This is a genomic window from Methylobacterium haplocladii (assembly GCF_007992175.1).
Classification (GTDB): Bacteria; Pseudomonadota; Alphaproteobacteria; order Rhizobiales; family Beijerinckiaceae; genus Methylobacterium; species Methylobacterium haplocladii.
In genome coordinates this window covers 95,551-116,656 of sequence record NZ_BJZT01000028.1, presented here as the reverse complement: position 1 = coordinate 116,656, position 21,106 = coordinate 95,551, and the positions used below count along the sequence as shown (strand labels likewise).

The following is a 21,106-nucleotide window of genomic DNA, read 5'->3' as shown; positions in this document are numbered from 1 at the left end:
AGCTAGTTCAGGTGCAGCAGGCGGATCAGCAGCAAGCTCACCGCGATCAGGACGGCGAGCGAGCCCGTGACGACGAGCGTCACCCGGCCGCCGACCTGGGCCAGCCCCCGCACGTCCACGCCGAGGCCGAGCGCCGCCATCGAGATGATGGTGAGCACGGTCGCGATCCGCGCCAGCGGTGCGAGGGCGGCATCCGGGACGAGGCCGAGGGAGCGCAGGCTCGCCAACGCCAGGAAGCCGAGGATGAACCAGGGCACGAGCTTGCCGATGCCGGGACGTGCCGGGCGCGGCGCGCTCGCCACGCCCTCCGGCGACAGCCGCGGCGCGACGAACGAGAGTGCTACCACCACGGGGCCGAGCATCAGCACGCGCACGAGCTTCACCAGGGTGCCGATCTGCGTCGCCGCGAGCCCGATCGGCACGGTCGCGGCGAGCACCTGCGGCACCGCGTAGACGCAGAGCCCCGCCAGCACGCCGTATTGGTGCTCCGACAGACCGGCGAGGGGCACGAAGAGCGGCAGGCCGAGCACCACGAGGACGCCGACCACGGCGGTGAACGCGATGGAAGCCGCCACGTCGCGGCCGTCGGCGCCGATCACCGGTGCGACGGCCGCGATCGCCGAGTTGCCGCAGATGGCGTTGCCGCAGGCGATCAGGATCGACATGCGCGCCGGCAGGCCGAGCAGGCGCCCGAGCAACAGGCTCGCCAGGATCGACAGCAGCACCGTGCCGACGATGCCTGTCAGCAGGGCAGGGCCGGAGGCGACGAGTGCGCCGAGGCTGACCGACGCCCCGAGCAGGGTCACGGCGACTTCGAGAAGCTGCTTGGCGCTGAAGGCGATGCCGCCGACGAAGCGCTCGCCCGGCTCCCAGGCTGTTCGGATGGCCATGCCGCCGAGGATCGCGACCACCAGGGCCTCGACATAGGGATGGCCGAAGACATTCTCCTCGACGGCCTGCAGGCCGACGGCGAGGGTCGTGATCAGGAGACACAGGGCGAGGCCGGGCCAGAGGGCGCGCAGGTGCTCTCCCGGGCCCAGGGCCGGCTTACGGAGCCGTTCGGACGTCACGCCGCACCTCACCCCAGATCGAGAACGACATTCCGTCGAAAGGCACGCGTGTCGAGTTTTGTCCTGCCAGAGGCCGAATTTTCGAAAGAACCATCCATTGCTCGCTTCTAGGCCAGGGGCGATATCTGCTCGGATGAGCGAGAATGCACAGCGCGGGCACCAGGGCTACGACCCGTTCGGCGAACCGCTCCCAACGGCCGCGATGCCGTCCGTTCGCGATCGGCGCGCGAACCGCATCGCCCTCTCCGTGTTCTGGACGCTGGCTCTGCTGTTCGTCGCCGGTCGGATCTACACGACGGATTGGCCGGCTGCCCGTGCTTTCGTCGCGGAGATGATCGCCGGCAGCACGCGGTAGCGCCTGTTGCAGGTACGCTCGTCGGTTCCATGTCGGCGACGGCGGCGGCGGTCGGCGCACGGGTTGATCCGGCCCAGGCGACGCTTCAGAAGAGCGCTGCAACGGCCCGCTCGCAGGGCCGAGTCGTCAGGACAGCGAACACACCATGAAAATCAGCGCGCGCAACGTGCTCAAGGGCAAGGTCGTTTCCGTCGAGAAGGGCGCCACCACAGCGCACGTCAAGATCGAGATCGCCTCCGGCCAGGTCGTCACCTCCGCCATCACCAACGAGGCCGTCGACAGCCTCGGGCTCACGGTCGGCGGTGACGCTTACGCCGTGATCAAGAGCTCCGACGTCATGATCGCAGTCGACTGATCACCATGCGGACCTTCATCGCGCTTCTTCTCGCGCTCCTCTGCGGCACCGCCCAGGCGCAGGATGCGGCGAAGTCCGAGGCAGAGCTGTGCGCGAGCTTCGACTGGCCACTGGCGCGCGAGGCCGCGTGGTTCTCCGCACCCGACCTGCCGGTCCTCGCCTCCGGATCGAGCCTGCCGGCGGATCGTCCGGCGGCCTCGCTCACTCTGAAGCCTTCGACCGAGGCCGGCCTGCCGCTTGCCCCAAGCCGCGCACCGAAGCCCGGGACCTTCGCTGGCTTTGTCCGGCTCGCGGCGCCTGCAGCGCCGGGTCAAGTCCAGGTGACGCTCTCGGGCGAGGGCTGGATCGACGTGGCGGAGGCGGGCGGGGCGGTCCTCAAGCCGGGCGCGCATAGCGGCCGCAAGGGCTGCGGGAGCCTGCGCAAGAGCGTGCGCTTTTCGGTTGGAGCGAAGCCGCTCGTCGTCAGCGTGAGCAACGCAACCGTCGAGACGATCCGCATTGCGGTAACGCCCGTCGATTGAGCCGCACGTCTTGCGCACATTCCCTCGCCCTGCTTGGGGGCAGAAGGGGATGCGCACGAACGAAGCGATCCAGCAGTCACCCTTGCAGGCTCAACCCCACCCCGTGCAGCGCCTGGCCGCCCGGCGCCAAGATCCGCTGGGAATCCCGCTCCGCCAGCTCCCCCTCGAACCCTGCCCGGTCCGCGTGTCCGGTCCAGCATTCCAGCGACAGGAACGGCGCGGTCGGTTTCGTCCAGATCGCGAAGTGCGGAAAATCCTCGACAGCCAGGGCGATCGCCTTATCGCCCGGGCCGACGAAGCGCATCGAGCGGCTTTTCGCATCGAGGAAGACCAGGGCTTCCTTGAACAGCTCGGGATCGAGCGGAAGCGTGGTGTCGACGAGCGGCACGGCGCGCGTCTCGGCGGCAATGAGGCCGCCCTCGGCGATCTCGGGCACCTCGGGCGATTCGGTTTCGTCGAACACCACGTGATAGCCGCCGACGGCCCGGCGTTCGCCGTCCGCGAACGGCCAGGGGAAGGCGGGATGGAAGCCGAGCCCGTAGGGCAAGGGCACGTCGCCGGTGTTCTCCACCTTGCAGACGAAGAGCAGCCGGGCCGAATCCACCCGCACGTCGATATCGAGGCGGAAGGCGAAGGGGTAGTGCGTCCGGGTGGCGTCGCTGTCCTCCAGCCGCAGCGTCACCGCATCCTCGGATTGCGTGACCACCGTGAAGGGCAAGTCGCGGGCGAAGCCGTGCTGCGCCATCGGGTAGGTTTGGCCGTCCACACGCACCACGCCCCCCGCCGAGGCGCCGACCACCGGGAAGAGCCAGGGCGCGTGCCGGTTCCAGTGCTCAGGGTCTCCGCTCCAGAGGTACTCGCGGCCGCCGACCTGCCAGGAGACGGGCTCGGCACCCTGTAGCGCGATCCGCGCGCTGGTCCCGTCGGCGGCCCGGATCTCGATCGTCTCACTCATCGCGTTCTCTCCCCTCGACTGGCGTGGCCCCGGCCTCGTCAGGTTCGCGGCGGAACGGAGCCTCAGACCGCAATCGTAGCCAATTTAGAGCACCGCGGAAAAAAGAGGATTCCGGGTGCAGGTAAATGTCCTGCGCGCGCAAGGAGATGGAGCACGTTCCGTCGTCGCCGCTCGAACCGCCTCGGAGCGAGCGGCAAGGTTCGATTCATCCTGAGGCGACGTGGCGGGGGATAACCCGGATCACATCAGCCGCTCGGAAACCCGTTCCTTCGAATCTCCAGGGCACAGCAACGGACTGTGCGCGGCCTGACGGGCCTGCCGCCGACACCGGCACGAGGCGTTCACGATGCGGCGCGAACCGACCTTCGACGACCTGGACTTCGACGACGCAGACGACATGCGCCGGCTCGACGCCCCGCGGGCGTTCGGCCGTACCAGCCTCGCCGTTCGCTTCGTCCTGGCAGCGGCGGCGATCACCGGGCTGACGCTGTTCGCGCGAGACCGGACCGCTCCAGCCTCGTCGCAAAGCGCCTGGACCGACCCGAAGCGCATCCTGTCCGCACCTTCGGCCCGCGCAGCGATCCCCGCCAGCACGGCTGGGCCGCTGCTCGCCATGGACGCCGCCGATCCCCCTGCACGGTCCGAACCGCCCCGCCGAAACGCGACGACGGGGCTGCGCGAAGATGCCCTGACCCAGGGCGGCTTCGATGCCATCGACGCGCCGTTCCTGCGGCTGACCCTGACTGAAGCGGGGCAGATTCCCGACCCGGCGACGAGCCTGTTCGTCACCCTCGCCCGACGCGCGGCCGAGATGCAGGGGCTGTCGGTGGTCCGCACCGGCGTGCGCGGCATGATCGAAACCAAGTTCGGCCCGTTCGAGACCGTCGAGGCGACCCTGAGCGGGCACGGTTCCCGGCTCTGCACGGGCTTCACCGGCATCGGTACCAGGGCGATGCGGATCGACGGCTGGCTCTGCGGCGTCCTCGGGCAGGCACCCGAGCCTCGGACGGTGGCCTGCGCCATCGACGACCTCAAGCTCGCCATCGCGGCCACGCCGACGATCGAGGTCGTGTTCGGGGAAGCCGAATTGCGCCGCACTGCCGGCTGCGGCGCCAAGGCCGGCGTCGCAGAGATCGTCCGCGGCACGGAGGAGACCGGATCGATCGCGGGTCGCAAAACTACAACAGGCGATCGGAATTCGCGCCGGCCGCGAAAAAATGAGGCGGAACTGCGGCGAAATGCGGAAGCTCGGCTGTAAGGAGGGAACAACGGCCGAGCTCAGGCGTCTACTCTGCAACGGGCTAATTGTTAACGAGCCCCCCTTAGCTTCTGCCCACGCAAACCAGGGTCCCGCCATGCGCTCCATCAAGCTTGCCCTTCTGGGCGCCCTCTCCGTCACCGCGATCGGGTTCGGTTCGGCTGCAGAGGCACAGGGCCCTTACGGCGGCCCGGGTTACGTCCGCGTCAGCCGTCCGCTGCCGATCCGCATCAAGCCGCGCAGCTGGCTCGATGCCGGTAACGTCACCGAGGCCTATAACGGTTCCGTCGCGAACCCGGCGACCAGCCCCTACCTGATCCAGGCCAGCAACCTGCTCTCGCCGGTCTACGGCCGCAACGACATGTACGGCGGCAGCAACCTGCCCGACCCGATCACCAACGGCCCGTTCATCGGCGCCCGTGGCGGCGCAATCCGCAACGTCGATTTCTCTGCGATCGACGCGATCGACCCGACCTCGTACGTCTCGCGCACGGGCCGTTCGCCCTACTAAGACGAAGCGTCTTCGGATTTGGAAACGGGCCCCTTTTCGGGGCCCGTTTTCGTTCGGGGTCAGGACGTGCGGTCGGCCTTAGGCCGCCCCACCCGCATCGAGTTCACGAACGATCGCATCGCCCATTTCTGCGGTGCTGATCGCGGCATCGCCCGCCTTGGCGATGTCGCGGGTGCGGGCGCCGGAGGCGAGGGTGCGCGTGATCGCGGCCTCGATCCGGTCGGCGGCGTCGCCGAGGCCGAAGGAGTACCGCAGGCACATGGCGAGCGAGCCGATCATCGCGATCGGGTTGGCGAAGCCCTTGCCGGCGATGTCGGGAGCCGAGCCGTGGACGGGCTCGTAGAGCGCCTTACGCGTACCCTTGGCATCGACGGCACCGAGGGAGGCGGAGGGCAGCATCCCGAGGGAACCGGTCAGCATCGCGGCGATGTCCGAGAGCACGTCTCCGAACAGGTTGTCCATGACCAGCACGTCGAACTGCTTCGGGCGGCGCACCAGCTGCATGGCGCAATTATCGGCGAGCACATGCTCCAGGGCGATGTCGGAATGGTGCTCGCGATGGATGCGGGTGACGACCTCCTTCCAGAGGACGCCGGTCTTCATGACGTTGTTCTTCTCGGCCGAGGCGACGCGGCCGGAGCGCTTGCGGGCGAGGTCGAAGGCGACGTGGGCGATCCGCTCGATCTCGGCGGTGGTGTAGACCTGCGTGTCCACGGCGCGCTTCGAGCCGTCCTCCAGCGTGGTGATTGCCTTCGGCTCCCCGAAATAGACGCCGCCGGTGAGCTCGCGCACGATCATGATGTCGAGGCCCTCGACGAGTTCGGGCTTCAACGCCGAGGCCTCGGCGAGCGCCGGATAGCAGATCGCCGGGCGCAGGTTGGCGAACAGGCCGAGATCCTTGCGCAGGCGCAGCAGGCCGGCCTCGGGACGGAGCTCGTAGTCGACGCCCGCCCATTTCGGGCCGCCGACGGCGCCGAGCAGGATCGCGTCGGCCGCGTCGGCCTTGGCGAGCGTCGCGTCGGAGAGCGGCGTACCGTGTGTATCGATCGCCGCGCCGCCGACGAGGTCGGTCTCGGTCTCGAACGTCGCGAGGCCGGCTTTGCCGAGCCATCCCACCACCTTCTCGACCTCGGCCATGACCTCGGGGCCGATGCCGTCGCCGGGCAGGAGAAGGAGCTTGTAGGTGGTCATGGTCGCTCCGGCGTGATGGCGCCCGTGCTCAGGTCGGCCGGGCCAGTATCTGGCGGCTGTAATGAGCCGATCCCGGTGCTGGCAAGTCCGGAGACGAAGGATCAGTTGAGAGCCGGCCGCCGCAGGGACCGGCGCTCGCCGTCGATCAGGCCCGGCTGCGGCATGTGCCCGAGATCACCGCCGGCGATGCCGAGGTCGAACGTCCGAAACGTGCCACGGCCCGCTGCCTTGGCGGCATAGAGGGCGGTATCGGCCCGGATGAACAGGTCGGACGGTGTGCAGGGCCTGCCGACGGGGGCGATTCCGACGGAGGCCCCGATCCGGAAGGCGTGGGCGCCGGACTGCATCGGCTGGCTCAAGGAAGCGACGATCGCCTCCGCCAGCGCCTCGGCCACCCCCTCACGGAGGCTGCAGCCGATCAGCACGGCGAACTCGTCGCCACCGATCCGCGCAACGAGTTCGGCCCCGGCGCACACCGCGCGTAGCCGGCGGGCGGCCTCCTGCAGGCAGGCGTCGCCGAGTGCGTGGCCGAAGCCGTCGTTGATGCGCTTGAAGCCGTCGAGATCGATCAGCAGCAGTGCGCCGATGGGCGCGCGGTCGCGGGGATCCGTGCCGAGGTAGGCGAGCCGGGCCTCGAAGCTCGCGCGGTTGGCAAGCCCCGTCATCACGTCGAAGTCGGCCAGATAGCGGGTCCGTTCGAGCAGCAGGGTCTGTTCGGTGATGTCCTGCTTCATGCCGAACAGCCGCACGGGCACGCCGTCCCGGCACTCCGTCGCGGCGGTCAGCCGGATCCAGCGGCGGCGGCCCTTCAGCGTGATGATCTCGGCATCGAGCCGAAAGTCGCGGCGTCCGGCGATGGCTGCAGAGCGGGTCCGTTCGAGCACCGCGCGCGAGCCCGGCGTGTAGCAGTCTAGCGTCGTCCGGCGGGCGAGGCGCGTGCCCCGTGGGATCTCGAAGAGGTCGTAGACCTGATCGGTCCAGGTCAGGCTTTCGTCGTGCAACGCGCATTCCCAGATGCCGACCCGGGCACCGGCAGCCGCGCGCTCGAACGTACCGCGACCCTGGACGAGTTCCTCGGCCTGCGCGCGCATCGTGGCGGCCTGAACGTCGAGACGGTGCCTGAGACGCGCGATGATGACGTCGTCGCGTCGCCGTGCGGCCACCGGTGCGAGCTCCGCCGCCAGATCTTCGAGCGCCCTGACATGGACGGGCGACAGCCAGCGCGGCTGCGCGTGGAACAGGCTCAGCACGCCGAACGGGCAACCCGTCTCCGACAAGAGCGGGATGCCGGCGAAGAAGCGGATGCGCGGCCTGTCCGCGGCGCGTCCGGCCGCATCGTCTTCCAGATCGATGTCCGGGACGACCACCGTCCCGGCAGCGGCCAGCGCCTGCAGGCGGCAGGCGGCGGGATTATCGGACCAGGGAATCGGCGCGCCGGCATGGAACTCGGCCGGTCGGCCCTCGTCGTCGCTGAAGCGGACCATCGCCGCGCGTACGCAGAAGCTGCGGCGGATGCGTTCGAGCAGCGATGCGAGCGGGTCCGGGCTGCCGACACTCATCAATCGAACGACGCGCGTCCTTGCCGAGCCGAACCGGAAGGTGGCCCGGTTCGTGAGATATCAGAGGTTTAGGTCCGAAGCGTTAACGCCTGCTTAACCTTCGCCCGTGCAGCCGCGGTTCGAGTACCGAGCAGGCCGGCGGCGAAACACTAAGAGACGCTCGCGAGACCCGGCGACGGTCTACGCCTTGCGGGCGACGGTGAACCGCGCCGCCTCGCGCAGGATGGACGCGCGCTCGCCCCAGGGAGCCACCGCCTCCTCACAGATGCCGACGAGGCGGTCGCACTCGGCGCGGGCGCCGTCGAGGCCGAGGCGGTCGACGAGGGTCGCCTTGCCGGCATCCTTGTCCTTGCCGGTGGCCTTGCCCATCGCTTCGGGAGAGGCCTCGCGGTCGAGGATGTCGTCGGCCACCTGGAAGGCCTGCCCCAACGCCTTGCCGTAGCGCAGAAGCGCCGCGCGCTGCGCGCGGTCGGCATGGCCGACGATGGCGCCGGCCTCGACCGAGAAGGCGAGGATCGCGCCGGTCTTCATCGCCTGCATGCGCAGCGTATCGTCGATGTCGAGGGAGACGGCGCCGAAGCGGCCTTCCGCCGAGAGGTCGAGGAGCTGGCCGCCGACCATGCCGCCGAGGCCCGACGACTTGGCGAGGCCGAGCACGAGGTCGGCGCGGATCGCGGGATCGGGCTGCCACTGCGCGTCGGCGGTGATCTCGAAGGCCAGCGTCTGAAGTGCGTCGCCGACGAGGATCGCGGTGGCCTCGTCATAGGCCTTGTGCACGGTCGGCTTGCCGCGGCGCAGGTCGTCGTCGTCCATGGCCGGCAGGTCGTCGTGGACCAGCGAGTAGCAATGCACCAGCTCGACGCCGGCACCGGCAGCCATGGCGCCCTCTTCGGAGCCGCCGAGCATGCGTGCGGTCTCGATCGCCAGGAACGGCCGCAGGCGCTTGCCGCCCCCGAGTACGGCGTGGCGCATCGCCTCCATCAGGCGGGGAGGGCGGGCAATCTCGCCAGCGCGCAGCGTCTCGTCGAGGAGCGCCACCAGAAAGCGCTCGACATCGTCGGCGACCGTGGCGAGCCTGTGGGAAAACGGCTCGGCCGACGCGTTCGCCTTGACCGGGGCGTCGGAACGCTGCGTTGAGGTCATCGGGACAGGCCTGGTTCGGGGATTGGCGCGTGCGGCGTGCTTAGGGCGGAACGCGAGGAGGAAACCTGCAGGCCGGATCCGCAGGAGCGCAGCCTGCGGCGGATCGAGCCTCCACGCCGGGGATCGCGAGCCCGGCGCATCGCCCTGCTGGCCATGCGCTTCGCTCTCGTCCTCGTCGCCCTCACGCTTGTGCTGACGCTCGTCTATCGCGTGGTGATGCCCGTCTCAACCCCGATGCTCGGGCGATGGTTGACGGGTCGATCGGTAACGCGGGACGCCGTCCCCCTCGACCGGATCGCGCCCGCCCTGGTCCGCGCGGTTTTCACTGCGGAAGACCAGAAATTCTGCATGCACCGCGGGGTCGACTGGGGATCGCTGACCGACGTTCTCGACGACGAGGGCGGCCCGAGCCGCGGTGCCTCGACCGTCACCATGCAGACGGTCAAGAACGTCTTCCTATGGCCCGGCCGCTCCTACATCCGCAAGGCCATCGAAATCCCGATCTCCGTTCTCGCCGACCTCGTCTGGGGCAAGCGGCGGACCATGGAGATCTATCTAAACGTCGCCGAGTGGGGCGAGGGCATTTTCGGGGCCGAGGCCGCGGCCCGGTACTGGTTCAACAAGAGCGCGCGGGACCTGAAGCCCTCCGAGGCGATGCTGCTCGCCGCGACGCTGCCGAATCCGATCGAGCGCAATCCCCGAAAACCCTCGGCAGCAACCCGGGCCAAGGCCCAGCGCATCCAGTCCGCCTACGGCGCCATGGATGATTACATCGGCTGCCTCAGCCCTCGATAGCGGCGGTCGCGTTCATCCTGTAGTGGCTCCGGAACACCCTGAAGCCCGAGCGGAACCGGATGGCCGACGACCCCACTTTCGAGTTGACCCTGGAGCGGATCGCCCTGCTCCGCCGGATGGTTGTCGCCTGGAACGGCACCGGCTCCGGCGCGCCGATCGTCCATCCGGACGCCCCCTACGGCAGCACCGACCGCGACGGCGACATCTTCAACGTCACCGGCGACGACGACGGTGCCGACGAAGAGCACCGTGCGCTCGGCGAAGCCCTCGCCGTGTTCCTGCAGAACGCCGTGCTGAAGCCGGGACGCTACCAGTACCACAACACCCTGGCGAAGCTCTCGACCAGCGATGTCGGCGACGTGTTTCGCGACGAGGCCACCGGCGAGACGCCCGAGCACGTCACCTTCGACGTGTCGCCCGAGCACATCGCGCTGGTGCAGCGTCTTGCGGTGCTGTGGGATACGGCCCGCGACGTGCCGGCGATCGATGTGGCGCAGCCCTATGGGGCGGCCGTGGAAGCGCCGGCCCTGCACCACGAGATGCAGCCGGCTTTGCAGATCTTCCTGCGGTATGCGGATCTGGGGCCGGGGTTTTTCAAGGCCGCCGGCGGGCGCTGGGTAACGGTCGATTGAGACACGTTTTTGGTGGCGCAGCACGAGGAGCCCGAAGCGTCTATCTTCAGCTCACGGCGTGCAGCGAGGCGGTTCGGCAGCCCCCGGAACCAATCCCACCTCCAACCAGCGATCGCGCGACCAGACCCGGCTCCCCGGCGGCCCCGACACGACGATTCCCATCATCAGCGTGCGAAAGCCCTCGGGAATCCGCGCCGAGACCCAGACGCGCTGCCAGCAGTCGCGGCGGGTGAGGTCGGCGTCGCGCCAGCCGAGCCGGTAATGGCCGATCGCCGCGCCGATGCGGTCGCCCTGGAAGTCGGATGGTACCCAGAGCCAGGCCGAGTAGGTGTAGATCGTCGAGGGATCGAGCTGCGCCGCTTCCTGATAGGCTCCGAAGACCTGCGGCTCCGTGCGGCCGGCTTCCACCACATCCGTCGAAGGGCGCCGGCCGGAGCGGGCCAGAAGGTTGATGCGCTTCGGGGCGGCGAGGCTGTCGGCGGGCCCCTTGCGCACGAGCCGGTGGATCCTGGCGCAGAGATCGAGCCAGGATTCCAGGTCGATGTCGTAGGCCGCCTCGATAGGTGCGAGATGCGGCAGCGTCGCGCGGATCAGGCCGTCTTCTGCGGCGGTGGCCGTGACGGCGTTCCCTTGCCTCACGTGCACGAAGGTGCTGCGCCCATGGCGACGCAAGGACTGAAGCAGCCTCCGAGCATCGTCGTCGGTCTCGTCGGCAGCGGCTTTCCGGACGAAGATCCGGTCGTCCTCGCCCAAGTCTTCGAGCAGCTTGCGCTTGAGAAATCCGACCTTGGCCGTCTCGCGCTTGAGGAATTTGGCAGCGTCCTGGTCGGCGGGGAGGTCGGAGATCAGGTAGTCGAAGCCGTAGCGCCGGCTCCGGCATGACGGCCGGCCTTGTCCGTCGGGATAGATCTCCAGGTCACCCGGGCTTCCGAACAGTTCGAAATCCGTGTCGAGCGCCGCGATCAACAGAGCGAGTTCGGTTCGCGAGAACCGGAACAGGCCGAGGGGCTCGACGCCGCAGGCGCGCTGGACGAGACCGAACTCGCAGTTGTTGCCGAGGCTCGTGAAGCTGCCGACGATCTCCGGCATCGGATCGATCGCGGCGGGCCGCGAACGCCAAAACCGGCCGAAGATCATCGGGACACCGTCAGGCGTCGTCGCGCTTCTTGCGCTGGGCGAGGGTGCGCAGCCGCAGGGCATTGAGCTTGATGAAGCCGGCCGCGTCGCGGTGGTCGTAGGCGACGGCGCCCTCCTCGAACGTGACGAGGTCTTGGTCGTAGAGCGAATGCGGGCTGGTGCGGCCGATGACGTGGACTCCGCCCTTGTAGAGCTTCAGCCGGACCTCGCCGCTGACCTTCTCCTGGCTCTTGTCGATCAGCGCCTGCAGCATCTCGCGCTCGGGCGAGAACCAGAAGCCGTTATAGATCAGCTCCGCATATTGCGGCATGATCTGGTCCTTGAGGTGCGCCGCACCCCGGTCCAGCGTGATCGACTCGATGGCGCGGTGGGCCGGCAGCAGGATGGTGCCGCCCGGCGTCTCGTACATGCCGCGGCTCTTCATGCCGACGAAGCGGTTCTCGACGAGATCGAGCCGGCCGATGCCGTTGTCGTGGCCGAGCTGGTTGAGCTTCGCCAGCAGCGAGGCCGGCGACAGCGCCTCGCCGTCGATCGAAACCGCATCGCCCTTCTCGAAGCCGATGGTGGTGATGGTGGGCGTATCGGGCGCTTCTTCCGGCGAGATCGTGCGAGAGAAGACGTAGTCCGGCACCTCGTCGGCCGGATCCTCCAGCACCTTGCCTTCCGAGGAGGCGTGCAGGAGGTTGGCGTCCACCGAGAACGGGCTCTCGCCACGCTTGTCCTTGGCGATCGGGATCTGGTGCTGCTCGGCGAAAGCGATGAGCTGTTCGCGTGATTTCAGATCCCATTCGCGCCAGGGGGCGATCACCGTGACGTCGGGCTTCAGCGCGTAATAGCCGAGCTCGAACCGGACCTGATCGTTGCCCTTGCCGGTGGCGCCGTGACAGACGGCGTCGGCGCCGACCCGCTCGGCGATCTCGATTTGCTTCTTGGCGATCAGCGGCCGGGCGATCGAGGTGCCGAGGAGATAGACGCCCTCGTAGACCGCGTTGGCGCGGAACATCGGAAACACGTAGTCCCGCACGAATTCCTCGCGCAGGTCCTCGATAAAGATGTTTTCCGGTTTGATGCCGAGCAGCTCGGCCTTCTTGCGCGCCGGCTCGAGCTCCTCGCCCTGGCCGAGATCGGCCGTGAAGGTCACGACCTCGCAGCCATAGGTGGTCTGCAGCCACTTCAGAATGATCGAGGTGTCGAGGCCGCCGGAATAGGCGAGCACGACCTTCTTCACGGGGGAGGAGGCAGGGTTGGCGTCGGTCATGGCGGAGACAATCGCATCGGGCGGCCGGAAGCTGGCGGCTTAACAGCGGAGCCGCGAGCGGCGCAACCATGGCCGCCGCGCGGCGTTCCTGCCCGTGCTCGATGGCCTGTTCGTTGCGCGATCCGCGACGCAAAACGGCCTTGCGGCAGCCACGCTCGCGCAAGACACTACGTAGACACCCGACTCCCCGGAGATTCGACGAATGGCGCGACGGCCGACCCTCGAATTCTGGTACGAGTTCGCTTCCACCTATTCCTATCTCGCCGCCATGCGGGTCGAGGCGCTGGCCGAGGCCGCGGGGGTCGACATACGTTGGCGGCCGTTCCTGCTCGGGCCGATCTTCGCGGCACAAGGCTGGACGAACTCGCCGTTCAACATCTTTCCCATCAAGGGCCGCAACATGTGGCGCGATCTCGACCGAGAGGCCGCACGCTATGGGATGCCGCCGGTCACCCGGCCGAACCCATTCCCGCAGAATTCGCTGAGCGCCACCCGCGCCGCGATCTACGGGGCCGAACAGGACTGGCTGGTGCCGTTCACCAAGGCCGTGTTCGAGACGGAATTTGCGAGAGGCGGCTCCATCGCCGAGCCGCACGCGGTCGTCGCGATCCTCGATAAGCTCGGCCTCGACGGAACGGCCATTCTCAAGGCGGCCTCCTCAGAATCCAGCAAGGGCCGTCTCAAGCTCGCCGGCGAGGAGGCGCGCTCGCGCGGTATTTTCGGCGCGCCGAGCTTTCTGACCGAGGATGGCGAACTGTTTTGGGGGAACGACCGGTTGGAGCAGGCACTCGACTGGGCGGCGGGCAACCGGCCGGGCGGGATGCGGTAGTCGCCGATGGCTCCGGGATTGCAGTCGATCGGACGTCATGGCCGGGTCTGGTCGATCCGGGTCCTACTCTTCGCATTCACCCTCTTATCCGCTACGGCTCCGGCGCCGGCGCAGCAATTGAACCTCGGTCTCGACGACCTCTCGGAGTCTCAAAGGAAGCAATTGTGGGAGCGCGTCGACCGCTACGCGGGATATGCGGCGATCCTCCACCTGTGCGGCATCGAGACGAAGTTCGACACACGGTTCGTCGACACGGTACGCAGTTGCGTCGATCCGAAAACGGTCACGAAGGTGACCGCATTTTATCGCGTCATCTACAATCGGACCTTGAAGACGGCCAACCAGAAGCCTTGCGACGACCCCTATTTCGCGAAGAACAATCTCGTAGAAAAACTGCGGCTTACGCTGGAAGACCAGATTTCAGCGGCCGGGAAGTTATGCAACACCTATAAGGTCATACGGTAGGTTGGCGGCCTCATTCGACTTGTTCCATCGGCGGCAGGAAATTCCAGTCGCAACTTGGACGCCTGCGAAACATCAACTTTCGCGCTTCACAGTCTTTGTCGGAGATGAGCAACTCCAGCTTCGGCTCCTCCTCCTTGGACACGACGGTTCCATCGCAGCGGCCGACATGGACCCTGCCGACGGTTCGAAAATAGGCGACGGACTTCGGTGATCGCTCCACCCAAAGGTTGTCCTCGGGACGGGTCCAATCGCGAATGTTTGCCGCCGGGTCGGACGATTCGGCGGCGATATAGCGGAAGGCGTTGACGCGCGTGGCGTCCGTTTCGGCGTTTTGGGCAGCCATGTCGCAGACTGCCGGTCGGAGCGCCGGCACGGACACGATCGCTGCGACGGTCAGCGCGCCAGCGACGGCAAGACCACCCAGGCCCCACAACAGACCGGGGCGCTTCCAGATTGACGGATCCGCTCCTTCAGGTGGGTCGGGCCGAATTGACGGACCGCCGCCGACCGGCTCACCGAGTAAGTTTTTTACCGTGAGCGTCAACTGCTCGAAGTGCTGCTCCATCGGCGGAGGAAATGCATTGAGCCAATGCGGCGTACTAAGATAATACTCCATCGATTCGCTGGGAACCACGTCCTCTATTCGAAAAGGGATGACGGGAATCCCGGCGCTGATCGCTCGCTCGACCTCTCGGGCAACCTGTTGCGACTTGTTCGATTGCTTGGAAAAAACCAGAAGAAGGACTTTACTGGACTTGATCGCAGCGACGATTGCCTCGGCCCATGATTTGCCGCCAACGATATCGCGTGGCGCAATCCAGCACCGTATGCCGTTGCGCTCCAGAACGTTGCACGCGGCATCGGCTGCCGGCTTGTCCTTGCTGGAGTAACTGATGAAAACGTCGTGCTGCATCGTTTCAGCGATGACAGGGACCATGCGAACCAGCAACCGTGACGCGTTGGCCCGAATGACGATCGCCGATTGACGAGATCACGACCAAGATGCGGTCGTCCCTGAGATCGATCCCTCGCAAGATAGTGCCTGCCGCCCCGCTCGACACCTCAGGAGCCTAGCGCCCGTGCGCCTTTGCATCGTCGCCGTCGGACGCATGAAGAACGGCCCCGAGCGCGATCTCGCCGCGCGCTATCAGGAGCGCGCCATCGCCCTCGGCCGGGGACTCGGCTTTCCCGCCTGCGACCTGTTCGAAATCCCCGAAAGCCGCGCTCGACGGGCGCCGGACCGGCAGGCCGAGGAGGCGCAGGCCATCCTTGCGCAGGTCCCGGCCAACGCGGCGCTCATCGCCTACGACGAGCGCGGCCGCTCGGATCTCGCCAGCGAGACGATCGCCGAGCGAGTCGGCCTGTGGCGGGATGCCGCACGTCCAGCCCTCGTCATCGCCATCGGTGGAGCGGATGGGCTTGACGGCAGCCTACGACGCCGAGCCGACCTTATTCTTGCCTTCGGCGCCGCGACATTACCGCATGGTCTGGTGCGCGTGCTCGTTTGGGAGCAGGCCTACCGGACGCTCACCATCCTGGCGGGCCATCCGTATCATCGCGGTGAGGCTTGATCTTCGAAGGCGGCTGGCGACGACGATGCAGCGACGGGCGTGCCGGATCGCGGGGTTATGGACGGTCGCCTTCCTGGGGCTGGCCGTATCTTCGCATGCCGAAGAGCTGAAGGACGCCGAGGCGATCCAGCGCACGACCGACGAGAAGAACCGGCGCGCCGAGAGCCTCAAGCAGATCCAGAACGCGCTGAATGCCAGCGCGGCCAACCGCACCAGCCTGGAGACCGAAGTCGCGGCGATCGGTAGCGACCGGGCGAAGCTGAACCTCGCGCTGCTCGACGCCGCACGTCAGGCCCAGGCGACCGAGGACCGGCTGAGCCGGCTGGAAGAGCGCCTCAAGACGCTCGGCGACAGCGAGGGCGCGATCCGCAAGTCGCTGGATGCGCGCCGCAGCGTGATCGCCGAGATCCTGGCTGCGCTGCAGCGCATGGGCCGTCGGCCGCCGCCGGCGGTCCTGGTGCGTCCGGAGGACGTGCTCGCGGTGATCCGCACCTCGATGATGCTCGGCGCGGTGGTACCGGAACTGCGCGGCGAGGCGGAGACGCTCGCCGCCGATCTCACCGAACTGGTCCGCGTGCGCGGCCTGATCGCTGCCGATCGCGAAAGTTTGAAGACCGATCTCGGCGGCTGGGCCAAGGAGAAGCAGCGCCTCGACGCCCTGGTGGAAGCCCGCCGCAAGCGCATGGCCGAGGTCGAGGGCAACCTCGCCACGGAGCGTCAGCGCACGGCCGAGCTGGGCACGCAGGCCAAGACCCTCAAGGAACTCGTCGACCGCATGGAGGGCGAGGTGGCCTCCGCCCGCCGCGCCGCCGCGGAGGCCAAGGCCGCCGAGGAGCGCGAGGCCAAGGCGACGCAGGAGCGTTTCGCCGCCGCGGGTTTTCGCGATCCCGCCCGGCTCGCGCCGAAGATGAAGTTCGCCGATACGCGCGGCGAGGTGCCGAGGCCGGTCAGCGGCAACCTGATGCGCGGCTTCAACCAGCCCGACGGCAACGGCGGCACCATGCGCGGCGTGTCGTATATGACGCGGCCGAAGGCCAGCGTATCATCGCCGGCGGATGGCTGGGTGTCGTATGCTGGACCGTTCCGCTCCTACGGGCGACTCTTGATCATCAACGCGGGCGACGGCTACTATCTGCTGCTCGCAGGCATGGATCGGATCGACGTCGAGGTGGGTCAGTTCGTGCTCGCAGGAGAGCCGGTCGCTGCCATGGGCGAGGGCGGCACGGGCGCTTCGGTCGTAAATACGTCGCAAACTGCGTCATCGAAAGACGATGATCGGGGCGACCCAGTCCTGTACGTCGAGTTCAGAAAAGACGGCGGCTCCATCGATCCGGAGCCTTGGTGGGCCAGAAGCCCCAGCGAGAAGGTTCGCGGATAATGCGCAAGGTGTCCCTCGTCCTGGTCGGCGCGTTCCTCGGCGTCGGCGTGTCCGCGGTATCGACCCATACCCAATTGCTTTCGGGTACGAGCGCGGTGGCGGCCTCCGCCGAGACCTACCGGCAGCTGAGCCTGTTCGGCGACGTGTTCGAGAAGGTCCGCACCGACTACGTCGAGAAGCCCGAGGAATCGAAGCTGATCGAGACGGCGGTCAACGGCATGCTGACCGCCCTCGATCCGCATTCGAGCTACATGGACGCCAAGGCGTTCCGCGACATGCAGACCACCACGCGCGGTGAGTTCGGCGGTCTCGGCATCGAGGTCACCATGGAGGACGGCCTGATCAAGGTCGTCTCGCCCATCGACGACACCCCCGCCTCGAAGGCCGGGCTGCTCGCCAACGACATCATCACCCAGATCGACGAGGATCAGGTCCAGGGCCTGACCCTGAACCAGGCCGTCGACAAGATGCGCGGCCCCGTGAACTCGCCGGTGAAGCTCAAGATCTCCCGCAAGGAGGCCAAGGAGCCCCTCGACGTCACGCTGAACCGCGACATCATCAAGATCCGGCCCGTGCGCTCGAAGGTCGAGTCGAACGACGTCGGCTACGTCCGGCTGACCCAGTTCAACGAACAGACCTTCGACGGCCTCAAGACCGCGATCGACAAGCTTCAGACCGACATCGGCAACGACAAGCTCAAGGGCTACGTGCTCGACCTGCGCAACAACCCGGGCGGCCTGCTCGATCAGGCCGTGATGGTGTCGGACGCGTTCCTCGACCGCGGCGAGATCGTTTCCACCCGCGGCCGCAACCCGGACGAGACCCAGCGCTTCTCGGCCAAGGTCGGCGACCTCGCCAAGGGCAAGCCGATCGTGGTGCTCGTGAACGGCGGCGCTGCCTCGGCCTCCGAGATCGTCGCCGGCGCCCTGCAGGATCACAAGCGCGCGACCATCATGGGCACGCGCTCCTTCGGCAAGGGCTCCGTGCAGTCGATCATCCCGCTCGGCGGACAGGGCGCGCTGCGCCTGACCACGGCGCGCTACTACACGCCGTCGGGCCGCTCGATCCAGGCGAAGGGCATCGAGCCGGATCAGGAGGTCCTGCAGGACGTGCCGGACGAGCTGAAGGGCAAGGACGAGACCAAGGGCGAGGCCGGCCTGAAGGGCCACCTCAAGCAGAAGGACGTCGAGGAGCGCGGCGGTTCGTCGGCCTACATCCCGCCGGATCCGGCCAAGGACAAGCAGCTCATCGCCGCCGTCGACTTCCTGCACGGCATCCAGAAGGGCGCCGCCAACGTCACCAAGCCCTCGACGCCGAACTGAGCATACCGCTCGCGAGGTAGCGACGACCGACGGTCGTCGGGTAAGCGCGGTAATCTTGCCGCAGCTTAGCGAAGCGTTAACCATGACGGCCCGCAATGTCGGTCGAGACCGATGCTGCGGGCCGTCTCGCGTTCGAGGCGTCCCGCTGCTGCCCCTGGCATTGGGACCCCGGTGAGCGAGCCCTCCGACGATATCCTGACCCGTCCGCTCGGCTTCGATGCGCCGAAGCCGAGCCGTCTCGCGGTCCTGCGCCCGTATGCCCGCTACGTCGCGCCCGGGCTCGGCGGCGTGGCTCTGCTCGGGATCGGACTGCTTGCCTTGACCGGCGACCCCCAGGGCGGGGAGCCGCAGGCCGTCGCGACGATCGCCGTCCGCGAGGCGATCCCCCAGGCCCGAGCTGGCACACCCTCCGACACCGTCGAGGCGCACACGGACGCCCCATCCGCGCCGCCGTCGCTCCAGAGCAGCGCCAGCGAAGTCGAAACCGCGTCGGGCGTGACCGTGACCCGGCCCGCCGGCACCTCCGCGCCGCCGGATGCGGTGATCATCCGCGTGCCGGCGCCCGATACCGTCCGCCTCGCCACCGCGCCCGACGCCCGCCTGACCGAGCGTGGCCGTCATGGGGTGATGCCGCGGATCGGGGAGGGACGGCTGCGTCCCCTCGATGCCTATGCCCGGCCCGACGACGGCTCGGGCAGCGCCCGCATCGCCATCCTGGTCTCCGGCGTCGGCACGGGCCAGGCTGCCACGGCGGCGGCCATCGCGCGCCTGCCGCCCGCGATCAGCCTCGCCCTGTCCCCCTATGCCTCCGACCTCGACAAGGTCGCCGCCCGCGCCCGCGAGGCCGGTCACGAGATCCTGCTCCAGGCCCCGATGGAGCCGTTCGACTATCCCGACAGCGACCCCGGCCCGCAGACGATCCTGACCTCGTCGCGCCCGGCCGAGAACCTCGACCGGCTGGCCTGGGCCATGAGCCGGTTTTCCGGCTTCGTCGGCCTCGTGAACTTTATGGGCGGCAAGCTCCTGAGCGACCCGTCCTCGCTGGAGCCGATCCTGAAGGAGATCGGCAGCCGCGGCCTCGGCTTCGTGGACGACGGCGCCTCGCAGGGGTCGAAGGCGACGGCGAGCGCCCTCAAGCTCAAGACCCCTGCGGCCCGCGCCGAGATCGTGCTCGATGCCATGGCGCGTCCCGAGGCAATCGACCGCGAACTCGCCCGCCTCGAAGCGCAGGCGAAGAAGAACGGCTTCGCCATGGCCTCGGCCAGCGCCCAGCAGCTCTCGATCGATCGCATCGCGCGCTGGGCACGCGACCTCGAAACACGGGGCATCCGCCTCGTGCCGGTCAGTACGGCCCTGCGCGGCAAGCCGCCGGCGACCAAGGTCTCCATCGTCGAACCGTGAACGCCCGAACGACCGGCCTGCGCATCGTCGCGCCTGCTGCGGCTTGCGAATATTCCAAGGATCCGGCTATTCGCCGGTCCATCAGATTGCGGCCGGGCAAGCGCGTCGCCTATGGTCGCGTCATCATGACGATGTCCGCTCCAGAGACCCGCGACCGGCGCGAGGCGGCTTACCGCCCCTGTGTCGGCATCGCGCTGTTCAACCGCGACGGGCTGGTCTTCCTGGGCCAGCGGCGCGGTCAGGCCGCGGCGGCGCAATCCTGGCAGATGCCGCAGGGCGGCATCGACAAGGGCGAGGCTCCCCTGGACGCGGCCCTGCGCGAATTGCACGAGGAAACCAACGTCTCGGCCGGGTCGGTGACGCTGCTCGGCCAGACCGACGGCTGGCTCACCTACGATCTGCCGCGCGAGGTGCTGAAGCGCTCGTGGAAGGGGCGCTATCGCGGCCAGACCCAGAAATGGTTCGCCTTTGGTTTCACCGGCGACGACGACGAGATCGACATCGAGCGGCCGGCCGCCGGCACGCAGAAGCCCGAATTCGACGCATGGCGTTGGGAGCGACTGTCGGTGACGCCGGACCTGATCGTGTCCTTCAAGCGCCCGGTCTACGAGAGCGTTGTCGCGGCGTTTTCCGGCCATGTAACGTGGCGGGCGCCGGCGTGATCACGCGCCTGCCACGCCCGTCCGCCAGCTGACGCGGGCCGAGGCATGCGCTGGTGGCTGATTCCGATCGTACTGGCACTCGGCTGGTTCGCGTACACGCTGACCCCGCTCTGGGCGCTGTACGATCTCGCGCGCGCGGTGCAGGCCGGCGACACGGCCTATGTGGAGAACCACGTCAATTTCCGTACGCTGCGCGTTTCTCTCACCCGGCAGCTCGCCGCGGCGGTCAAGAGCGGCAGCAGCGAGTTCGAGCAGCGCGAGCGCCAGCGCATCGTCGACGCCGCCACGGCCCTGGCGCTGCCGCTCGCCGAAGCGCTGGTGACGCCGCAGACCACCGTCGATCTCCTCGACGACGGCTGGCCCCAGAGCCTCGACCTGCCGAACCCGCCGGCCCTGCTGGCGACCGGCGGCCTGCGTGTGGACAAGCTCGGCCGGCTCGGCGCTTTCTACACCGCCTCCGAGTTGCGCGGCTTCCGCACCGTCGTGATCGCCGTACCGCCCGACCGGACGGGACCCGACCAGTTCAAGATCCGGATGCGGCTGCGCAACTGGTCGTGGCGGCTGATCGAGGTGGAGCTGTCGGAGACGCTCCGCGCCCGCATCGTCGCCAGGATCTCGCGGGCGACCAAACGGGGTGGCGAGCAGGGGACGGAGGCGCCGGCACTGCGGTCTGGCGATTGACCCTGATACCGGTTGCCGCTGATCCAGCCGGGTCGCGCGCATCGCCTCTCCCCGCAC

At 68.1% G+C, this 21,106-nt stretch carries 23 protein-coding genes; 15 read left to right on the top strand and 8 right to left on the bottom strand.

The genetic code is table 11. The features are described 5' to 3' along the window. Window positions 1-2 precede the first annotated feature (2 nt). Complete coding sequence (locus tag MHA02_RS13350) at window positions 3-1,040, bottom strand: YeiH family protein (RefSeq protein WP_147079412.1); 1,038 nt, start codon at window positions 1,038-1,040, stop codon at window positions 3-5. A gap of 163 nt (window positions 1,041-1,203) precedes the next feature. Between MHA02_RS13350 and MHA02_RS13345 the strand changes: the two genes are divergently transcribed. From MHA02_RS13345 to MHA02_RS13335, 3 genes are all read left to right on the top strand, one after another. Then, window positions 1,204-1,425 carry a hypothetical protein gene (locus MHA02_RS13345; RefSeq protein WP_147079393.1) on the top strand — a complete coding sequence of 74 codons (222 nt, stop codon included), beginning with the start codon at window positions 1,204-1,206 and terminating at the stop codon, window positions 1,423-1,425. Window positions 1,426-1,570: 145 nt separating this feature from the next. Next, window positions 1,571-1,780 carry a TOBE domain-containing protein gene (locus MHA02_RS13340; RefSeq protein ID WP_147079391.1) on the top strand — a complete coding sequence of 70 codons (210 nt, stop codon included), beginning with the start codon at window positions 1,571-1,573 and terminating at the stop codon, window positions 1,778-1,780. 5 nt (window positions 1,781-1,785) lie between these two features. Further along, the gene (locus MHA02_RS13335; RefSeq protein ID WP_147079389.1) at window positions 1,786-2,301 is read left to right on the top strand and encodes a hypothetical protein; all 516 of its coding nucleotides are present in this window, start codon (window positions 1,786-1,788) and stop codon (window positions 2,299-2,301) included. Window positions 2,302-2,377: 76 nt separating this feature from the next. Here the strand turns inward: MHA02_RS13335 and MHA02_RS13330 are convergent, their stop codons facing one another. Beyond that, complete coding sequence (locus tag MHA02_RS13330; protein WP_147079386.1) at window positions 2,378-3,256, bottom strand: aldose 1-epimerase family protein; 879 nt, start codon at window positions 3,254-3,256, stop codon at window positions 2,378-2,380. A gap of 346 nt (window positions 3,257-3,602) precedes the next feature. Here MHA02_RS13330 and MHA02_RS13325 point away from each other — a divergent pair, with 346 nt between their 5' ends. Both MHA02_RS13325 and MHA02_RS13320 read left to right on the top strand, forming a co-directional pair. After that, window positions 3,603-4,514 (top strand): hypothetical protein, encoded by a 912-nt coding sequence (locus tag MHA02_RS13325; protein WP_147079384.1) that lies wholly within the window; start codon window positions 3,603-3,605, stop codon window positions 4,512-4,514. A 97-nt stretch (window positions 4,515-4,611) separates the two neighbouring features. Further along, entirely contained in the window at window positions 4,612-5,025 is a 414-nt protein-coding gene (locus MHA02_RS13320) for a hypothetical protein (protein WP_147079382.1), read from the top strand. A gap of 78 nt (window positions 5,026-5,103) precedes the next feature. Here MHA02_RS13320 and leuB read toward each other — a convergent pair whose 3' ends face one another. The 3 genes from leuB to MHA02_RS13305 form a co-directional block, all read right to left on the bottom strand. After that, complete coding sequence (leuB, locus tag MHA02_RS13315) at window positions 5,104-6,216, bottom strand: 3-isopropylmalate dehydrogenase (RefSeq protein WP_147079380.1); 1,113 nt, start codon at window positions 6,214-6,216, stop codon at window positions 5,104-5,106. A 101-nt stretch (window positions 6,217-6,317) separates the two neighbouring features. After that, the gene (locus MHA02_RS13310) at window positions 6,318-7,775 is read right to left on the bottom strand and encodes a diguanylate cyclase domain-containing protein (RefSeq protein ID WP_147079378.1); all 1,458 of its coding nucleotides are present in this window, start codon (window positions 7,773-7,775) and stop codon (window positions 6,318-6,320) included. A 180-nt stretch (window positions 7,776-7,955) separates the two neighbouring features. After that, entirely contained in the window at window positions 7,956-8,918 is a 963-nt protein-coding gene (locus MHA02_RS13305; RefSeq protein WP_147079376.1) for a polyprenyl synthetase family protein, read from the bottom strand. Window positions 8,919-8,954: 36 nt separating this feature from the next. Between MHA02_RS13305 and mtgA the strand changes: the two genes are divergently transcribed. Next, window positions 8,955-9,713, top strand: a complete 759-nt coding sequence (mtgA, locus tag MHA02_RS13300; protein ID WP_373318368.1) for a monofunctional biosynthetic peptidoglycan transglycosylase — start codon at window positions 8,955-8,957, stop codon at window positions 9,711-9,713. A 59-nt stretch (window positions 9,714-9,772) separates the two neighbouring features. Further along, entirely contained in the window at window positions 9,773-10,345 is a 573-nt protein-coding gene (locus MHA02_RS13295) for a hypothetical protein (RefSeq protein WP_147079374.1), read from the top strand. A gap of 51 nt (window positions 10,346-10,396) precedes the next feature. Here the strand turns inward: MHA02_RS13295 and MHA02_RS13290 are convergent, their stop codons facing one another. Further along, on the bottom strand, window positions 10,397-11,434 hold the full coding sequence (locus tag MHA02_RS13290; protein WP_147079373.1) for a hypothetical protein: 1,038 nt from the start codon (window positions 11,432-11,434) through the stop codon (window positions 10,397-10,399). Between the two features lie 58 nt (window positions 11,435-11,492). Continuing rightward, window positions 11,493-12,740, bottom strand: a complete 1,248-nt coding sequence (locus MHA02_RS13285; protein WP_147079371.1) for an argininosuccinate synthase — start codon at window positions 12,738-12,740, stop codon at window positions 11,493-11,495. A gap of 202 nt (window positions 12,741-12,942) precedes the next feature. On the opposite strand from MHA02_RS13285, the gene MHA02_RS13280 reads away from it, so the two are divergent. Next, on the top strand, window positions 12,943-13,569 hold the full coding sequence (locus MHA02_RS13280) for a 2-hydroxychromene-2-carboxylate isomerase (protein ID WP_147079369.1): 627 nt from the start codon (window positions 12,943-12,945) through the stop codon (window positions 13,567-13,569). A 6-nt stretch (window positions 13,570-13,575) separates the two neighbouring features. Then, window positions 13,576-14,034, top strand: coding sequence for a hypothetical protein (locus tag MHA02_RS13275; protein WP_147079367.1), 459 nt, complete (start codon window positions 13,576-13,578; stop codon window positions 14,032-14,034). Window positions 14,035-14,044: 10 nt separating this feature from the next. Here MHA02_RS13275 and MHA02_RS13270 read toward each other — a convergent pair whose 3' ends face one another. After that, window positions 14,045-14,947 (bottom strand): toll/interleukin-1 receptor domain-containing protein, encoded by a 903-nt coding sequence (locus MHA02_RS13270; RefSeq protein ID WP_210245068.1) that lies wholly within the window; start codon window positions 14,945-14,947, stop codon window positions 14,045-14,047. A 166-nt stretch (window positions 14,948-15,113) separates the two neighbouring features. Between MHA02_RS13270 and rlmH the strand changes: the two genes are divergently transcribed. The 6 genes from rlmH to MHA02_RS13240 all read left to right on the top strand — a co-directional run bounded on the left by rlmH (window position 15,114) and on the right by MHA02_RS13240 (window position 21,049). Next, window positions 15,114-15,605, top strand: coding sequence for a 23S rRNA (pseudouridine(1915)-N(3))-methyltransferase RlmH (gene rlmH, locus MHA02_RS13265; protein ID WP_147079363.1), 492 nt, complete (start codon window positions 15,114-15,116; stop codon window positions 15,603-15,605). 25 nt (window positions 15,606-15,630) lie between these two features. Then, window positions 15,631-16,983, top strand: a complete 1,353-nt coding sequence (locus MHA02_RS13260) for a murein hydrolase activator EnvC family protein (protein WP_147079361.1) — start codon at window positions 15,631-15,633, stop codon at window positions 16,981-16,983. Then, window positions 16,983-18,305, top strand: coding sequence for a S41 family peptidase (locus MHA02_RS13255; protein WP_147079359.1), 1,323 nt, complete (start codon window positions 16,983-16,985; stop codon window positions 18,303-18,305). Before MHA02_RS13260 ends, MHA02_RS13255 begins: the two co-directional genes overlap by 1 nt. 171 nt (window positions 18,306-18,476) lie before the next feature. Beyond that, entirely contained in the window at window positions 18,477-19,706 is a 1,230-nt protein-coding gene (locus tag MHA02_RS13250) for a divergent polysaccharide deacetylase family protein (protein ID WP_147079356.1), read from the top strand. Window positions 19,707-19,837: 131 nt separating this feature from the next. Next, complete coding sequence (locus tag MHA02_RS13245) at window positions 19,838-20,368, top strand: RNA pyrophosphohydrolase (protein WP_238180323.1); 531 nt, start codon at window positions 19,838-19,840, stop codon at window positions 20,366-20,368. 45 nt (window positions 20,369-20,413) lie between these two features. Further along, window positions 20,414-21,049, top strand: a complete 636-nt coding sequence (locus tag MHA02_RS13240) for a DUF2939 domain-containing protein (RefSeq protein WP_147079352.1) — start codon at window positions 20,414-20,416, stop codon at window positions 21,047-21,049. Window positions 21,050-21,106: the final 57 nt, after the last annotated feature.

Excerpts from the sequence above, each read along its gene's own strand:
- MHA02_RS13270 (WP_210245068.1), bottom strand. The coding sequence starts at position 14,947 with ATGCAGCACGACGTTTTCATCAGTTACTCCAGCAAGGACAAGCCGGCA.
- MHA02_RS13275 (WP_147079367.1), top strand. The coding sequence starts at position 13,576 with ATGGCTCCGGGATTGCAGTCGATCGGACGTCATGGCCGGGTCTGGTCG.
- MHA02_RS13330 (WP_147079386.1), bottom strand. The coding sequence starts at position 3,256 with ATGAGTGAGACGATCGAGATCCGGGCCGCCGACGGGACCAGCGCGCGG.
- MHA02_RS13310 (WP_147079378.1), bottom strand. The coding sequence starts at position 7,775 with ATGAGTGTCGGCAGCCCGGACCCGCTCGCATCGCTGCTCGAACGCATC.
- leuB (WP_147079380.1), bottom strand. The coding sequence starts at position 6,216 with ATGACCACCTACAAGCTCCTTCTCCTGCCCGGCGACGGCATCGGCCCC.
- MHA02_RS13295 (WP_147079374.1), top strand. The coding sequence starts at position 9,773 with ATGGCCGACGACCCCACTTTCGAGTTGACCCTGGAGCGGATCGCCCTG.
- MHA02_RS13325 (WP_147079384.1), top strand. The coding sequence starts at position 3,603 with ATGCGGCGCGAACCGACCTTCGACGACCTGGACTTCGACGACGCAGAC.
- MHA02_RS13320 (WP_147079382.1), top strand. The coding sequence starts at position 4,612 with ATGCGCTCCATCAAGCTTGCCCTTCTGGGCGCCCTCTCCGTCACCGCG.
- MHA02_RS13335 (WP_147079389.1), top strand. The coding sequence starts at position 1,786 with ATGCGGACCTTCATCGCGCTTCTTCTCGCGCTCCTCTGCGGCACCGCC.
- MHA02_RS13280 (WP_147079369.1), top strand. The coding sequence starts at position 12,943 with ATGGCGCGACGGCCGACCCTCGAATTCTGGTACGAGTTCGCTTCCACC.
- MHA02_RS13240 (WP_147079352.1), top strand. The coding sequence starts at position 20,414 with ATGCGCTGGTGGCTGATTCCGATCGTACTGGCACTCGGCTGGTTCGCG.
- MHA02_RS13285 (WP_147079371.1), bottom strand. The coding sequence starts at position 12,740 with ATGACCGACGCCAACCCTGCCTCCTCCCCCGTGAAGAAGGTCGTGCTC.
- MHA02_RS13305 (WP_147079376.1), bottom strand. The coding sequence starts at position 8,918 with ATGACCTCAACGCAGCGTTCCGACGCCCCGGTCAAGGCGAACGCGTCG.
- MHA02_RS13345 (WP_147079393.1), top strand. The coding sequence starts at position 1,204 with ATGAGCGAGAATGCACAGCGCGGGCACCAGGGCTACGACCCGTTCGGC.
- MHA02_RS13255 (WP_147079359.1), top strand. The coding sequence starts at position 16,983 with ATGCGCAAGGTGTCCCTCGTCCTGGTCGGCGCGTTCCTCGGCGTCGGC.
- MHA02_RS13245 (WP_238180323.1), top strand. The coding sequence starts at position 19,838 with ATGTCCGCTCCAGAGACCCGCGACCGGCGCGAGGCGGCTTACCGCCCC.
- MHA02_RS13340 (WP_147079391.1), top strand. The coding sequence starts at position 1,571 with ATGAAAATCAGCGCGCGCAACGTGCTCAAGGGCAAGGTCGTTTCCGTC.
- MHA02_RS13260 (WP_147079361.1), top strand. The coding sequence starts at position 15,631 with ATGCAGCGACGGGCGTGCCGGATCGCGGGGTTATGGACGGTCGCCTTC.
- MHA02_RS13290 (WP_147079373.1), bottom strand. The coding sequence starts at position 11,434 with ATGCCGGAGATCGTCGGCAGCTTCACGAGCCTCGGCAACAACTGCGAG.